Consider the following 14,565-nt stretch of genomic DNA (forward strand, 5'->3'; position numbering starts at 1 on the left):
GAGCAGAAGGTGTGCCGCTTTTGAGAAGCGTTTGCAGATCAAAAGGTTAAGGTGAGTACCATGACAAGCTGCGGCGTATTCTGTCTCAGGATTGAAACAGGCAGCCGCTGGCGGTGCGGGCAAAGCCAGTGTCGGCCTTGATTGGAAGGGTTTTTGCAGGAGTGTTTCAGCGCCTTGACACTACTTTCGAGGCCCCGCGAGGGCCCATGTTTTCAGGGGCTTCGCCCCTTGGGGGTGTGTCAGTGGGTTAACACTCGGTAGGGCAGGATGGCGTATCGCTACCAACGAGCTTAGCCACTGTTTGTAGTGCCAGCAACTGGCGTTGCGGCCAATTGCCTTCAATTATCTTGTACGCCTGATCATGCCGTTGCAGCCAGTGCAGGCTCTCGTCGAAAAAGCGCTGGCGGTCGCGCAGTTCGGGCTGGCTGCGCTGGCCATCGGCGACCCAATCCACGCCTTGCGGGCTCAGCAGCAGGTGCAAGTGGTAATGCCGTGCCAGCAGCGCCTGTTCCAGCCAGGCCGGGCAGTCGCCGAACAGAGCATGGCTCCAGAGCATGTTGCTGAGCAGGTTGGTGTCGAGAATCAGCAGCGACGGTGCCTGCTCGCGTGCGCGGTCCTCCCACGCCAACTGGCCGCGGGCGATGGTGGGGATATCGGCATAGCACGTATCGCGGCATTCCTGGTCGATGAAGTGGCGCACATATTCGCCAACCACCACGCCGCCAAAATATGCCTGGATCACGCCGCTGAGCCAGCTCTTGCCGCTGGACTCCGGGCCGCACAGCACCAGTACTTTCATGGATTGCGCCGCGCTCATGGCTGCACCAACGCTGGGTCACGGCGCCATTCCAGCCAGCCGCGCACGGCAATCAGGGTAAGCACGGCGAAGAACCCTGCGGTGAAGTACAGCTGCTGGTGCAGGTACTGGCCCACGTAGACGATATCGACCACTACCCACAGCGGCCAGCACTGCAGGCGCTTCTGCGCCATCCACAGTTGTGCCACCAGGCTGAAGCCGGTGAGGGTCGCGTCCAGCCAGGGCAGGGCGGCGTCGGTCCAGGTGGCCATGGCTGCGCCAAGGGTGGCGCTCAGCAGTACCCCACCGGCCAGGCCGACGAGCAATGCCGGGCGCCGCAGGCGAGTGACCTGGCGGGCGTCTTCAGCATGGCCCGGGCGCTTCCATTGCCACCAGCCGTAGACCTGCAAGATGGCGTAGGCCAGTTGCAGCAGCATGCCCGAGTACAGCTTCACCTCGTAGAACAGCCAGCCATAGATCAGCACCATGACCAGGCCGATGGGCCAGCACCAGGCATTCTGCTTGACCGTGAGCCAGACAGCGGTGACGCCGAGTACGGCGGCGATAAGTTCAAGGCCGGACATCGGCGATCCTTGGAGGCTACGGGGGAGGGGCGCGATTGTAACGGGTCGGCCGGGGAAGGTGTAGGGCGTTGGCCTTTGGGGCCACTCCCATAGGACTGCACATAGCTTTGAGTCAGCAGGGATACTGTGGGAGCGGCTTTAGCCGCGAACACCGGCGCAGCCGGTGCCAAGCACCGCGCTGGGTTCTTCGCGGCTAAAGCCGCTCCCACAAGGTATGCGGATTGCCTGCAATTTCAGTTATCTACGCGACAGCACAGCCCAAAGGGCTTGGCCATCTCCCACAGGGGCCTGGTCTTATACCCGGAACTGCCGCAACAACTGCTCCAGCTCTTCGCTCAGCTGCCCCAGCGCCATCCCGGCATCGCTGGACTGCCGCGCCGCATCGGCAGTCTGCTGCGACAACCCGGCAGTATCCAGCACGTTGCGATTGATCTCCTCTACCACGTGCGACTGCTGCAAGGTGGCGCTGGCGATGGAGGCATTCAACGCCGTGAGGTTGTTCAGCGATTGGTTGATGGCATCCAGGCTTGCACCGGCCTCGCGGGCCTGCTCGACAGTCTGGCGCGAGGCCTCGCTGCTGGTGTCGATGGCCCTGACCGCAGCGTCCGACTGACTTTGCAGGTGCTCGATCATGGTATGGATCTCGGCCGTCGACTGCGCCGTGCGCTGGGCCAGCAGGCGCACCTCGTCGGCGACCACGGCAAAGCCACGGCCTTGCTCGCCGGCCCTCGCTGCCTCGATGGCTGCGTTCAGCGCCAGCAGGTTGGTCTGTTCGGCGATGGAGCGGATCACGTCCAGCACACCACCGATGCGCGTGCTGTGCCCGGCCAGGTCGCGTATCACCTGCACGGCCTGGTCGATGGTCAGCGACAGCCGGTCGATCTGTGCCAGGCTGCCGTGAATGGCCTCTTGGCCTTGGGCTACCTGTTGTTGCGCAGTGCGCATTTCACCAGCGGCCTGTTCGGCAGTCTTGGCCACGTCCTGCACGGCGTAGGTCACTTCGTTGACCGCGGTGGCCACCTGGTCCATCTGCAGCGATTGCTGGGCGCTGTGCTGTTGCGCGGCACCGGCATTGTCGCCGACATGCCCGGCGGACCGAGCCAGGGCATGGGCCGCCCCTTGCAACTGGCCGACCACGCCCTGCAGCTTGCCGTTGAAGCGGTTGAAGTGTTCGCCCAGGTGGGTGATTTCGTCACGGCCATGAGTGTCCAGGCGGCGGGTCAGGTCGCTTTCGCCGCTGGCGATGTTGCCCATGGCCTGCACCGCTTCCTGCAACGGGCGGGCGATGCTGCGGGCAATCAGCATGACCACCAGCGCCATCAGCAGGGCAATGGCCACGCCTACCAGCGAGGCGTCGCGCAACTGGCGGGTGAATTCGGCCTGCACATCGTCGACATACACGCCTGAACCAATGATCCAGCCCCAGGGCTTGAACAGTTGAATGTAGGAGGTCTTGGCCACCGGCTCGCTGGCCCCAGGCTTGGGCCAGCGGTAATTGACCGGCCCGCCCTCCTGCTGCCGGGCCAGGGCGACCATCTCGTTGAACACGGCAAAGCCGTCGGGGTCGCGGATGGCTGACAAGTCCTGGCCGTCGAGCTTGGGGTTGGCCGGATGCATGATCATCTTCGGCCCCAGGTCGTTGATCCAGAAGTAGTCGTTCTGGTCGTAGCGCAGCGCGCGTACCACTTGCAGTGCCTGTTGCTGGGCCGCTTCTCGGCTGAGCGTGCCGGCTGCCTCCAGGCCTTGGTAATAGGCCAGCACACCGGCTGCGGTCTGCACCACGTGGCGGGTCTTTTCCGCTTTGGCCTGGTACAGGTCACCGTGGATCTGACGCAGCATCAGCAGGCCCAATACCACCAGCATGGCCACCGCCACCAGAAGGATCAGCCACAGGCGGCGGCTGATAGACATCGATCTCAGGGTTTTCATACCACAGCTCCCGTATTGTTCTTTTTATTCAGGCCCATCCAAGCATGCTTTGCGCCAGGTCCCCACTCGACTAATGGCTAAGTGCTATTCATTCAATAGTCTGCAGCAGGTTGTACTAGGCGATTGCAAAGGCGCTCTGTCAGGATTTCGGCCGCGCAACATGAAACCTTTAGGCGGCGTGAACTTTTCTACTGGCATTGCGCCCAACAGTCGCTGTAAAACAGCCGGGCCGCGTGCGGCAACTTCAAGCAAATCAAGAACAAGGGGCCTGCAACGAGCAGCGCTTCATCGGGGGAACGATGGATTTTTGGACTGCCTTCCAGGCAATCATCTTAGGTGTGGTCGAAGGGTTGACGGAGTTTCTGCCGATCTCCAGCACCGGCCACCAGATCATCGTCGCCGACCTGATCGGGTTTGGTGGCGAACGGGCCATGGCTTTCAACATCATCATTCAGCTGGCGGCGATCCTGGCGGTGGTGTGGGAGTTTCGCGGCAAGATCTTCGACGTGGTCTTCGGCCTGACCAGCCAGCCCACGGCGCGGCGATTCACCGGTAACCTGTTGCTGGCCTTCCTGCCGGCAGTGGTGCTGGGCGTGCTGTTCGCCGACCTGATTCACGAATACCTGTTCAACCCGGTCACCGTGGCGGCTGCGCTGGTGGTGGGCGGGGTGATCATGCTCTGGGCCGAGCGCCGCGAGCACCGTGTGGAGGTGGACCATGTGGACGACATGCGCTGGAGCCACGCGCTGAAGATCGGCTTCATCCAGTGCCTGGCGATGATCCCGGGCACTTCGCGCTCCGGCTCGACCATTATCGGTGGCCTGCTGTTCGGCCTGTCGCGCAAGGCGGCGACCGAGTTCTCGTTCTTCCTGGCGATGCCGACCATGGTCGGCGCGGCGGTGTATTCGGGCTACAAGTACCGTGACCTGTTCCAGCCCGGCGACCTGCCGGTATTTGCCATCGGCTTCGTGACCTCGTTCATCTTTGCCATGATTGCCGTGCGCGGGCTGCTCAAGTTCATTGCCAACCACAGCTACGCGGTGTTCGCCTGGTATCGCATTGCCTTTGGTCTGCTGATTCTGGCGACCTGGCAGTTCGGCTGGGTTGACTGGGCGACGGCTCATGGCTGAGGTGGCACGTAGGCAAAGGGGGGAGGGCGTACGCAATGTGCGCCTGAAACTGGTGCTGTTGGGCCTGCTGTGCCTGCTGCCGGGCCTGGGCGCGGCGCGCATGGCCTGGGTCGACCAGGCCTGGTGGCCGCTGGCGCTGTACCCGGCAATGAGCCTGATCAGCCTGTTGCTGTATTGGCAGGATAAACAGCAGGCGCGTACCCAGGCCTGGCGTACGCCCGAGAAGGTGCTGCATGCCAGTGAGCTGCTGGGCGGCTGGCCGGGGGCGCTGTTGGCGCAGCAGCTGTATCGGCACAAGACGCGCAAGCTGTCGTACCAGCTGGTGTTCTGGGGGATTGTGCTGGTGCACCAGGTGTTCTGGGCGGACTGGCTGTTTCTTGGCGGGCGGTATCTGCCCTTCAGTTGATATGTGACTGTGTCGGCCTCTTCGCGGGCTTGCCCGCTCCCGCAGGGTTTTCACTGCCCTCAAGACCAGTGGAATACCTGTGGGAGCGGGCAAGCCCGCGAAGAGGCCCGCAAAGGCTAGCTAGGTTACCAACCCCACCTGCAACCGCTTTGGCAACCGCCGCACCACCAGCTGGTGCGAGCGCTGCAACAGGTCACACAGCTCCTCACGCCCCATGGGGTAGGGCGAAGCCATGCTGATCCACCGCGCCCGCGCCAGGTACGGCGCAGGCCGCACCCCCGGGCGGTCGCAGTAGCCGAGAAACAGCTCGTCGGCCACCTTGAACGACAACCCCGCCCCCGCCAGGTCGAGCACCGCGAACATCTTGTTGCCCGCCACCGAGAACACCCGGATGCCGCCCCATTTATAGTCTTCCCGTGCGCCCGGCAGGCTCAGGCAGAACGCTGCCACCTGGGCTTCGCTCATGTTCCGCTCAGACATATTTTTCTCCACAGGCCTCGAACGACGCCGCCAGGTGGTCAATCCATACCCGTACCGCAGGCAGCAAGCCGCGCCGGTGCGGGTATACCGCCTGCAGGTATCCACCCGGCAGCGACCATTCCGGCAGCAGGCGCACCAGTTCGCCGCGCGCCAGTTCTTCTTCACAGAACATGCTGGGCAGCGCGGTAAAGCCAAGGCCTGCCCGTACAGCTGCATTACGTACTACGAAATCGTCGATGGCAAGGCGTGGTTCCAGGGCGATTTCCTGCTGTTTGCCGTGGGGGCCGAACAGGCGGAAGTGTACCAACCGGTCCGCCTCGGCAGCGCCCAGCACCGGCAATGACGCCAGTTGGCCTGGTTCGCGGATGTGATCGGCGAAGCCTGGCGCTGCAACCAGCTGCATCTGCGCCTGGCGCAGGCGGCGGGTGACCAGCGCCGGGTCTTCGTCGCCCAGGTCACGTACGCGCAGGGCTACGTCGATGCCTTCGGAAATCAGGTCGACCCGGCGGTTGAGCAGTACCATGTCCAGTTGCACCTGGGGGTACTGCGCGAGAAAGCGGCTGATCACATCCGGCAGGAAGGCATGGGCCAATGCCACCGGGCAGGAAACCCGCAAGCGCCCGCGTGGTTCGCTGCTCATGCTGGCCACGGCCTCGTCGGCGGCTTCGGCTTCAAGCAGCATGGCCTGGCAGTGGTGCAGGTAGCGCTCGCCCACTGCGGTGAGCTTCAGTTGCCGTGTAGTGCGTTGCAGCAGGCGCGTGCCCAGGCGTTCTTCAAGCTCGGCGATACGCCGCGACAGGCGCGACTTGGGAATGCCCAACTGGCGGCCGGCTGCGGCGAAACCCCCGGCTTCGACCACGCGGGCGAAGTAGAAAAGGTCGTTGAGGTCTTGCATGGGAATGTCTCATTGTTCCACCTGTAGGACAAACTAACGCATTTTTGCTGCCTTATCAGCCATTGTTGATGTCGGTAGGATTCTCCTCATCGTGATCGCCCAACGCCGCGGTCTTCATTCACAGGAGAGTCCCATGAAACTGTTGCATATCGATTCGAGCATCCTGGGCGACAATTCCGCCTCCCGCCAACTGAGCCGCGAAGTGGTCGAAGCCTGGAAAGCCGCAGACCCGAGCGTGGAAGTGGTGTACCGCGACCTGGCCGCTGACGCCATCGCCCACTTCTCCGCGGCTACCCTGGTAGCAGCTGGCACCCCGGAAGACATGCGCGACGCAGCCCAGGCCTTCGAAGCCAAGCTGAGTGCGGAAACCCTGGAAGAGTTCCTGGCTGCCGATGCCGTGGTGATTGGTGCGCCGATGTACAACTTCACAGTACCGACCCAGCTCAAGGCCTGGATCGACCGCGTTGCCGTCGCCGGCAAGACGTTCCGCTACACCGAAGCCGGCCCGGAAGGCCTGTGCGGCAACAAGAAGGTAGTGCTGGTGTCCACCGCCGGTGGCCTGCACGCTGGCCAGCCGACTGGCGCCGGGCATGAAGACTTCCTCAAGGTGTTCCTGGGCTTCATCGGTGTCACCGACCTGGAAATCGTCCGTGCCCATGGCCTGGCCTATGGCCCCGAGCAGCGCAGCCAGGCGATCGATGCTGCCCAGGCGCAGATTGCCAACGAGCTGTTTGCTGCTGCCTGATCCTGCTGTCTTGCGCAAGCGTCAAAGGCTTGCGCGAACTCTGTGGGAGCGGCCTTGTGTCGCGAAAGGGCCGCAAAGCGGCCCCAGAGATCTCGGTGTAAACGCTGACATCCTGGGGCCGCTACGCGGCCCTTTCGCGACACAAGGCCGCTCCCACAATCAACCTCAGGCCACTGGAATAGCCGGGTCAGCCGCTGCCAGCGCCGCAGCACGTTCGGCCGCCGGCGGATAGATCCACACCGTATTGATCTGCGCCTTCAACGCCTTGGCCTCGGCCTTGTCTTCCGGCGGCGACACCGTGCGCTCCCACCCTTCGGTATACACCGCCCCCCAGGCCCCAAGGTCCAGACACGTCACGTACTTGGGCTGTCTGTAGGTCTTCGGTGCCACGCCAATCAGCTCGGCTGCCGCATTGTTGCCCGCATGACGCCCCAGCGGAATCGCATGCTGGCAGGACATCACCGCGTAATTTCCAACCTCGTCGCAGGCCGCATAGGCCACATCACCCGCTGCGTACACGGCATCATTGCCTGTCACCTTGAGATTGCCATCGACATGCAAGCGGCCCTGGCGGTCGCGCTCGCCACTGATCTGTTCGGTGAGCGGGTTGGCCTTGAAGCCCACGGTCCAGATCACTGTGCTGGCGTCGATGCGCTGGCCGTTGTCCAGCAGCACGCCGGCAGGGTCGACCGAGGCTACCGTGGCGCCACAGATCCATTCCACGCCCAAGGCCTTGGAGGCCTCCTCGATGGCGGGGCGGATGCCTTCACCCAGGGCCGCGCCAATTCTCACCCCACGGTCGACCACCACCACGCGCAACGCCGCGTCCTCGCCGAGGATTTCTCGCAGACGGGCCGGCAGCTCGGTGGCGGTCTCGATGCCGGTAAAGCCCCCACCGGCCACCACCACGGTATTGCGCGCCGGCGTGTCGGGCAGGTTGGCCAGTGACTTCAGGTGGGTTTCCAGGCGCGCGGCGCTGTCGAGCTTGTCGACATCGAACACATGCTCGATGCCGACCATGTCGGGCCGGTTGAGCACGCTGCCGCAGGCCATGATCAGGCGGTCGTAGGGCAGGGCGCACTGGGTGCCGCTGCGGGTGCGGTAGCTGACGCGGTGGGCCGCTTCATCGATGTGGAAGGCCGTGCCCTGCACGAAGCGGACGTTGACGGCATCGAACAGCTCTTGCAACGGCGCGGCCATGGCATGAACGTCGGGTTCGTAGAAGCGTGGGCGCACGTGCAGCTCGGCCTGGGGGGCTAGCAAGGTGATCTCGACATCCTTGCGGCCATGGAGGTCAAGCTGGCGGGCGGCGCTGAGCGCGCTCCACAGGCCGGCAAAGCCCGCGCCAATGATCAGGATCTGCTTCATGGTTGTGCTCCTCTGAAGTTCGGTTAACAAGGTAGGCCCTGTTGCTGGATGCTGGGGAGCGAGCAGGCTTCAGAATGTTGGCGGGGTGATCACCCAGATCACCACGGCATCCACCTCACCGGGGTTGCCATAGCGGTGCGGTTCCTGGCTCGAGAAGCTGAAGCTGTCCCCTTCACCCAGCTGGAAATGCCGCTCGCCTACCCATAGCTCGAAACTGCCGCTGAGGATGTAGCCGGCCTCTTCACCGTCGTGGCTGTAGCTCTGCTGGCTGTAGCTGCCCGGAGGAAAGCGCGAATGCAGGATCTCGAGCTGGCGGTTGGGCTGGGGCGTGAGCAGTTGATCGACGATACCATCTTCGTAATGCACGCTCAGGCGGCTGTTGCGCCTTACCACATAGCCCTGGTCCTCGGGCGCAGTGGTGGCTTCGCTGGCGAAGAACCACTGGATGGTCACCCCCAGGCTGCGGGCGATGTTGAACAGCGCCGGAATCGATGGATAGGAGAGGTTGCGCTCCAGCTGGCTGATGTAGCCAGCGGTCAGTTCACTGTGCGTGGCAAGCTCCGCCAGGGTCATGCCACGGCGCTTGCGCAGGCCGCGAATGCGGCTGCCGAGAAACTGCGGCGCGGCGCCCCCGGCTGCGCTGGCGGGGGGCTGGGGGAGTTGGCTCATGCATGTCGGTCCATCGTGAAAAGCCGCAGTATGTACAGCCTCAGAGCGCCCAGGCAACCGTCAGGCCATCGTGAATCGCTTCTTCGGCGGTACGCGGCGCCAGGCAGTCGCCAATGCGGTGAACCTCCACCAGGCCGGCCAGCTCCGTGGCCAGGCGGTCTTCCGGTTGATGGCCCAGGCACAGTACCAGGGTATCGATGCCTTCGAAGATCATTGGTTCGCCGCTGGCGGTGTGCTGCAGGTACACCGTGTTGTCGTCGCTGCCATACAGGCGGGCATAAGGTGTGACGGGAATACCCAGGCGATGCAGCTCGCCGGCCAGCTGGTCGCGCACGTACAGCGGCAGGCTTTCGCCGCAATGGGTGCCATTGACGGCCAGCTGCACCTGGTGGCCTTCGCGTACCAGGCGTTCGGCGATGCCTGGGCCGATCCAGTCGCATCGCCAGTCGATCACCAGCACCGAGCGCCCCGGTTTTGCTTCATTGCGCAGTATTTGCCAGGCATCCACCACCTGAAGCTCACCGGTACGCTCGAAGGTGGGCCAGTAGGGGGTGGCACCGGTGGCCGCTATCACCAGGTCGGGGCGTTCTCGTTCGACCAGTGCGCGGTCGACCCGGGTGTTGCGTACCACTTCCACGCCCGCCAGGGCCATTTCCCGCTGCAGATTGGTGCTGGCGCCACCGAACTCGCTGCGCCGTGGCAGCAACTGGGCCAGCAGCACCTGGCCACCGAGCTGCGGGCCAGCCTCGTACAGCGTGACCTGATGCCCGCGCGCAGCGGCCACTGCGGCGGCTTTCATGCCGGCGGGCCCGCCACCGGCCACGAGTATGCGCTTGGGGCGGGCGGCGGGGGTCAACTGCCCGTACTGCAACTCGCGGCCGGTTTCCGGCCGCTGGATGCAGGAAATGGGCAGGCCTCGGTGGAAATGGCCGATGCATGCCTGGTTGCAGGCGATACAGGCTCTTACGTCCTCGACCTGGCCATGCTCGGTCTTGTTCGGCATTTGTGGGTCGCAGATCAGCGCGCGGGTCATGCCGCAGACATCGGCCTGGCCACGGGCCAGGATCAGTTCGGCTTCCTGGGGCTGGTTGATACGCCCGGTGACGAACAGCGGGATGCCCAGGTGCTGCTTGAAGGTGCCGGCCTCCCGGGCCAGGTAGGCCGGTTGAATGGCCATGGGCGGCACGATATGCACGGCACCACCCAGCGATGCCGATGTGCCGGCAACGATGTGCAGGTAATCGAGCTGGCCCTGCAAGGCAACCGCTGCAGCCAGCGATTCGTCCTCGCTCAACCCCTGGCTGTCGCGCTCGTCGGCACTGATGCGCAGGCCGATGATGAACTGCTCGTCGGTGGCCGCGCGTACGGCGGCCAGCACTTCGCGCAGGAACCGCAGGCGCTGTTCGAGCTCACCGTTGTAGCCATCCGTGCGCTGGTTCACCCGGGGGTTGAGGAACTGCGCAGGCAGGTAGCCATGGCTGGCCACCACTTCAACGCCATCCAGCCCGGCCTGGTGCAGGCGGCGGGCAGCGCTGGCATAGCCCTGGACGATCTCGTCGATCATCGCCTGGTCCAGCGCACGCGGCATCACCCGGAAGCGTTCATTGGGCACAGCGGACGCCGAGTAGGCCACCGCCAGCAAGCCGTCCGCCGACTCCATGATCTCCCGCCCGGGGTGGAACAGTTGCGACAGTACCACCGTGCCATGTTCATGGCAGGCCTCGGCAAGCTGGCGGTAGCCGTCGATGCAGGCGTCGTCGGTGGCCATAAGCACATGGGAGGTATAGCGGGCGCTGTCATGCACCCCTGCCACTTGCAGCACGATCAGGCCGACGCCACCGGCGGCGCGGGCGCGCTGGTAGGCGATGAGCTTGTCGTTGACCAGGTTGTCGGTGGGCAGGCAGGTGTCGTGGCCGGTGGACATGATGCGGTTCTTCAGGCGTTTGCCGCGTATCTGCAAGGCTTCGAACAGGTGAGGGAAGGCGGTCTGCATACAGGCGGCTCCGGTGCGGTGTTGTTCTTGTTTTGTTATGAAAGTGTAGCGCCAGTAAAAAATCAACTTGTTTTTTTACTGGTCGGCGACTAGGTTTTTCTCACCCTCATGGCGAGGGCGTGACCTCACAACAACAAGAAAACGGGCCCCTCGGGCACCGGCAGGAGGCAACTACGATGCAGGTATTCCCACGTGTAAGCAGCTTTTGCGCAGCGTTGCTGGCCATGGGCTTGGGCAGTGCCCAAGCGGCACCACAGATGGTCGTGGTCGGCTATGGTGGGGCCAGCCAGAAAGCCCAGGACGAGGCGATCTTCAAACCGTTCAGTGCCCAGGATGGCAGCAAGCTGATCCAGAGTGAGTACAACGGCGAAATGGCACGGATCCAGGTCATGGCCGACACCGGCAATGTCGACTGGGACGTGGTGCAGATCGAAGGGCCTGACCTGGTGCGTGGCTGCGACGAGGGCATCTACGAGCAGTTGGACTGGCAGCGCATGGGCCATGCGGATGAACTGATTGCCGACGCCGCACAAGCCTGCGGCTCGGCCGCGCTGGTATGGAGCGTGGCCATTGCCTATGACCGCAGCAAACTGGCCCAGGCGCCTGCATCGTGGGCTGACTTCTGGGACGTGAGCAAGTACCCGGGCAAGCGCGGCCTGCGCAAGCGTGCGGTGTACAACCTGGAGTTCGCCCTGATGGCCGACGGCGTCAAGGTCGAGGATGTGTACCAGGTGCTGGCCACTCCGGCCGGGGTCGAGCGTGCCTTTGCCAAACTCAGCGAACTCAAGCCGCATATCCAGTGGTGGGACGCCGGCGCCCAGCCTGCCCAGTGGCTGGCGGCGGGTGACGTGGTGATGACTTCGACCTACAGCGGGCGCATCGCTGTTGCGGCCCAGCAGGGCAGCCCGCTGGCGGTAGTCTGGCCTGGCAGCCTGTATGGCATGGATTACTGGGCGATCATCAAGGGCTCGCGGCACGTCGACCAGGCCAAGCGGCTGATCGCCTACGCCAACCAGCCGGATACCCAGGTGCGTTATGTGCAGCAGATTCCCTACGGGCCTACCAACACCCAGGCGGCAGCCAAGCTCGACCCGGCGCTGGCCAGTTGGGTACCGACTTCGCCGCAGAACCTGCAGGGGGCGTTGGCGATGAATGTGGAATTCTGGGTGGACCATGGCGAAGAGCTGGAACAGCGCTTCAATGCGTGGGCCAGCAAATAGCGTTCTGCAAAGGAATAACGATGATGATCGCAACGGAACAAAGCCTGCGCCAGGAGCTGGCCGCCTGCTATCGGCTGATCGCCCATTTCCGCATGAGCGACCTGATCTTCACCCATATTTCCCTGCGCCTGCCGGGGCCGGAGCACCACTTCCTGATCAACCCGTACGGCCTGCTCTTCGATGAGGTCACGGCCTCCAGCCTGGTGAAGATCGACCTGCAAGGCCGGCCGATCGAACCGACGCCGCACCCGGTCAACCCGGCCGGTTTCGTCATCCACAGCGCCATCCATGCTGCCCGCGAAGATGCCCGTTGCGTGCTGCATACCCACACCCGGGCAGGTTGTGCGGTGGCGGCGCTGGAATGCGGGCTGCTGCCGCTCAACCAGATGTCCATGGAGTTTTACGGCAAGGTGGCGTACCACGCCTATGAAGGGATTGCGCTGGACATGGATGAGCAGCGGCGGCTGGTAGCCGACCTTGGCGACAAGCCGGTGATGATCCTGCGTAACCATGGCCTGCTGACCACCGGGCGCAGCGTGGCCGAAGCATTCCTGCGCATGTACTACCTGGAGAAGGCCTGCGAGATCCAGTTGGCGGCACAGAGTGCCGGGCAGGTGATTCTGCCGTCGCCTCAAGTGTGCGCGCATACCGAGCGGCAGTTCAATGAACCTGGGCGGGGGTTGAAGCAGGGCGAGCTGGCGGATCCGGATGCATTGCAGCTGGCGTGGGCGGCACTGCTGCGGATGCTGGAAAGGGTGGCGCCTGGTTATCGGAACTGACGCGTTCCTGCAACGTCGTGTCGACCTTGCCACGATAACAGTCACTGTTGCGCAGCTCTTGACCGCAACTGTGCTGGTCCCTGCCAAAGGAATAGCCTTATGCTGTAACGAAATATGTCTAGAAAGCCTGAAGAAGGATGTCGCAATGCCGCTCAAGGACCTGCTCATCGCCCTGGTGGTGATTGTCGCCTGGGGAGTCAACTTCGTGGTCATCAAGGTTGGCCTCGATGGCTTGCCGCCGATGTTGCTGGGGGCATTGCGCTTCTTGTTGGTGGCATTCCCTGCGATTCTGCTGGTGAAGCGGCCCAAGCTGCCGTGGCGCTGGCTGATCGCCTACGGCGCAACCATTTCGTTGGGCCAGTTCGCGTTCCTGTTCCAGGCCATGTACAGCGGCATGCCGCCAGGGCTGGCCTCGCTGATCCTGCAGTCGCAGGCGTTCTTCACCCTCGGCTTTGCCGCGCTGTTCCTCGGCGAGCGGCTGCGCCTGGCCAGCGTGCTGGGGCTGCTGGTGGCTGCCAGCGGCCTGGCGCTTATCGGCAGCGAAGACGGCGGCCATGTACCAGTGCTGGCGCTGGTGCTGACCCTGTGTGCCGGCGCCATGTGGGGGATGGGCAACATCATTACCCGGCGCTTTGGCTCGGTTGACCTGGTGGCGCTGGTGATCTGGGGCGGGTTGATTCCGCCACTGCCGTTTCTGGCGCTGTCCTGGTGGCTGGAGGGGCCGGAGCGTATTGGCCATGCCCTTGCCAATATCGGCTGGAGTTCGGTATTGGCCCTGGCTTACCTGGCGTTTGTCGCCACCATGCTCGGCTACAGCCTGTGGAGCAAGCTGCTCTCGCGCCACCCGGCCGGCAAGGTGGCGCCGTTCTCGCTGCTGGTGCCTGTGATTGGCCTGAGTTCGTCGGCGTTGTTGCTGGGTGAGCGTTTGACTGCGACCCAGGGGTGGGGCGCATTGCTGGTGATGGCAGGGTTGTTGGTGAACGTGTTCGGTGCCCGCATTGGCCAACGGCTACGCGCGGTCAGCGCGTAGTTGATCCTTCAGCCACTGCCCGACTGAAAATCGCAAGCCCTGTGGGAGCGGGCGTGCCCGCGAACACGGGCGAAGCCCGTGCCAACCACCGCGGTGCCTGCTTCGCGGGCACGCCCGCTCCCACAATTGACTGTATATCTGCGAGTGGAATTGCCCTCTGTTAGAATCGGCCTCTTTTGCCAGGCCAATGGAGTGCACCCCATGATCATTTCCACCACCAGCCAACTCGAAGGCCGCCCGATTGCCGAATACCTGGGCGTGGTCAGTTCCGAATCGGTGCAGGGCATCAACTTCGTGCGCGATTTCTTTGCACGTTTTCGCGACTTCTTCGGCGGCCGTTCGCAAACGCTGGAAAGCGCACTGCGCGAAGCCCGGGAACAAGCCACCGAGGAATTGAAGGCGCGGGCACGCCAGTTGCAAGCCGATGCGGTAGTGGGGGTGGATTTCGAGATCAGCATGCCGTCGGTACAGGGTGGCATGGTCGTGGTATTTGCTACCGGTACAGCGGTGCGCCTGAAGTAGAGCGTCTGCCGCTGGTCGG

The 14,565-nt window shown here is 63.7% G+C and carries 15 protein-coding genes; 7 read left to right on the top strand and 8 right to left on the bottom strand.

What is annotated here, in order from left to right; translation table 11 throughout:
* Positions 1–247: 247 nt before the first annotated feature.
* The 3 genes from CAF92_RS01090 to mcpP all read right to left on the bottom strand — a co-directional run bounded on the left by CAF92_RS01090 (position 248) and on the right by mcpP (position 3,309).
* Positions 248–817, bottom strand: coding sequence for an AAA family ATPase (locus tag CAF92_RS01090; RefSeq protein WP_085598561.1), 570 nt, complete (start codon positions 815–817; stop codon positions 248–250).
* Positions 814–1,380, bottom strand: a complete 567-nt coding sequence (gene pnuC / locus CAF92_RS01095; RefSeq protein ID WP_085598563.1) for a nicotinamide riboside transporter PnuC — start codon at positions 1,378–1,380, stop codon at positions 814–816. Before pnuC ends, CAF92_RS01090 begins: the two co-directional genes overlap by 4 nt.
* Before the next feature lie 294 nt (positions 1,381–1,674).
* Positions 1,675–3,309: a methyl-accepting chemotaxis protein McpP gene (gene mcpP, locus CAF92_RS01100; RefSeq protein WP_085598565.1), complete on the bottom strand. Its 1,635-nt coding sequence runs from the start codon at positions 3,307–3,309 to the stop codon at positions 1,675–1,677.
* Between the two features lie 299 nt (positions 3,310–3,608).
* Here mcpP and CAF92_RS01105 point away from each other — a divergent pair, with 299 nt between their 5' ends.
* The gene (locus tag CAF92_RS01105; protein WP_085598567.1) at positions 3,609–4,439 is read left to right on the top strand and encodes an undecaprenyl-diphosphate phosphatase; all 831 of its coding nucleotides are present in this window, start codon (positions 3,609–3,611) and stop codon (positions 4,437–4,439) included.
* The gene (locus tag CAF92_RS01110; protein ID WP_046616618.1) at positions 4,432–4,845 is read left to right on the top strand and encodes a DUF1294 domain-containing protein; all 414 of its coding nucleotides are present in this window, start codon (positions 4,432–4,434) and stop codon (positions 4,843–4,845) included. The genes CAF92_RS01105 and CAF92_RS01110 overlap by 8 nt, the downstream gene beginning before the upstream one ends.
* Before the next feature lie 120 nt (positions 4,846–4,965).
* Here the strand turns inward: CAF92_RS01110 and CAF92_RS01115 are convergent, their stop codons facing one another.
* A complete protein-coding gene (locus CAF92_RS01115) occupies positions 4,966–5,325 on the bottom strand; it encodes an MmcQ/YjbR family DNA-binding protein (RefSeq protein ID WP_046616617.1) in 360 nt (119 codons plus the stop codon).
* On the bottom strand, positions 5,318–6,220 hold the full coding sequence (locus tag CAF92_RS01120; RefSeq protein ID WP_085598569.1) for a LysR substrate-binding domain-containing protein: 903 nt from the start codon (positions 6,218–6,220) through the stop codon (positions 5,318–5,320). Before CAF92_RS01120 ends, CAF92_RS01115 begins: the two co-directional genes overlap by 8 nt.
* A gap of 133 nt (positions 6,221–6,353) precedes the next feature.
* Here CAF92_RS01120 and CAF92_RS01125 point away from each other — a divergent pair, with 133 nt between their 5' ends.
* The gene (locus CAF92_RS01125) at positions 6,354–6,965 is read left to right on the top strand and encodes an FMN-dependent NADH-azoreductase (protein ID WP_046616615.1); all 612 of its coding nucleotides are present in this window, start codon (positions 6,354–6,356) and stop codon (positions 6,963–6,965) included.
* Positions 6,966–7,130: 165 nt separating this feature from the next.
* On the opposite strand, the gene CAF92_RS01130 is transcribed toward CAF92_RS01125, so the two are convergent.
* From CAF92_RS01130 to CAF92_RS01140, 3 genes are all read right to left on the bottom strand, one after another.
* Positions 7,131–8,333, bottom strand: coding sequence for an NAD(P)/FAD-dependent oxidoreductase (locus CAF92_RS01130; RefSeq protein WP_085598571.1), 1,203 nt, complete (start codon positions 8,331–8,333; stop codon positions 7,131–7,133).
* A gap of 69 nt (positions 8,334–8,402) precedes the next feature.
* Complete coding sequence (locus tag CAF92_RS01135; protein WP_085598573.1) at positions 8,403–9,002, bottom strand: helix-turn-helix domain-containing protein; 600 nt, start codon at positions 9,000–9,002, stop codon at positions 8,403–8,405.
* Between the two features lie 40 nt (positions 9,003–9,042).
* Positions 9,043–10,995, bottom strand: coding sequence for an FAD-dependent oxidoreductase (locus CAF92_RS01140; protein ID WP_085598575.1), 1,953 nt, complete (start codon positions 10,993–10,995; stop codon positions 9,043–9,045).
* A gap of 176 nt (positions 10,996–11,171) precedes the next feature.
* Between CAF92_RS01140 and CAF92_RS01145 the strand changes: the two genes are divergently transcribed.
* From CAF92_RS01145 to CAF92_RS01160, 4 genes are all read left to right on the top strand, one after another.
* Positions 11,172–12,215: an ABC transporter substrate-binding protein gene (locus CAF92_RS01145; protein WP_085598577.1), complete on the top strand. Its 1,044-nt coding sequence runs from the start codon at positions 11,172–11,174 to the stop codon at positions 12,213–12,215.
* Positions 12,216–12,238: 23 nt separating this feature from the next.
* Entirely contained in the window at positions 12,239–12,994 is a 756-nt protein-coding gene (locus CAF92_RS01150; RefSeq protein ID WP_085599007.1) for a class II aldolase/adducin family protein, read from the top strand.
* 145 nt (positions 12,995–13,139) lie between these two features.
* Positions 13,140–14,024 carry an EamA family transporter gene (locus tag CAF92_RS01155; RefSeq protein WP_085598579.1) on the top strand — a complete coding sequence of 295 codons (885 nt, stop codon included), beginning with the start codon at positions 13,140–13,142 and terminating at the stop codon, positions 14,022–14,024.
* A 201-nt stretch (positions 14,025–14,225) separates the two neighbouring features.
* Positions 14,226–14,546 carry a YbjQ family protein gene (locus CAF92_RS01160; protein WP_003258990.1) on the top strand — a complete coding sequence of 107 codons (321 nt, stop codon included), beginning with the start codon at positions 14,226–14,228 and terminating at the stop codon, positions 14,544–14,546.
* Positions 14,547–14,565: the final 19 nt, after the last annotated feature.

Origin of the sequence: Pseudomonas sp. B10(2017), assembly GCF_002113295.1 — a bacterium.
Classification (GTDB): domain Bacteria; phylum Pseudomonadota; class Gammaproteobacteria; order Pseudomonadales; family Pseudomonadaceae; genus Aquipseudomonas; species Aquipseudomonas pudica.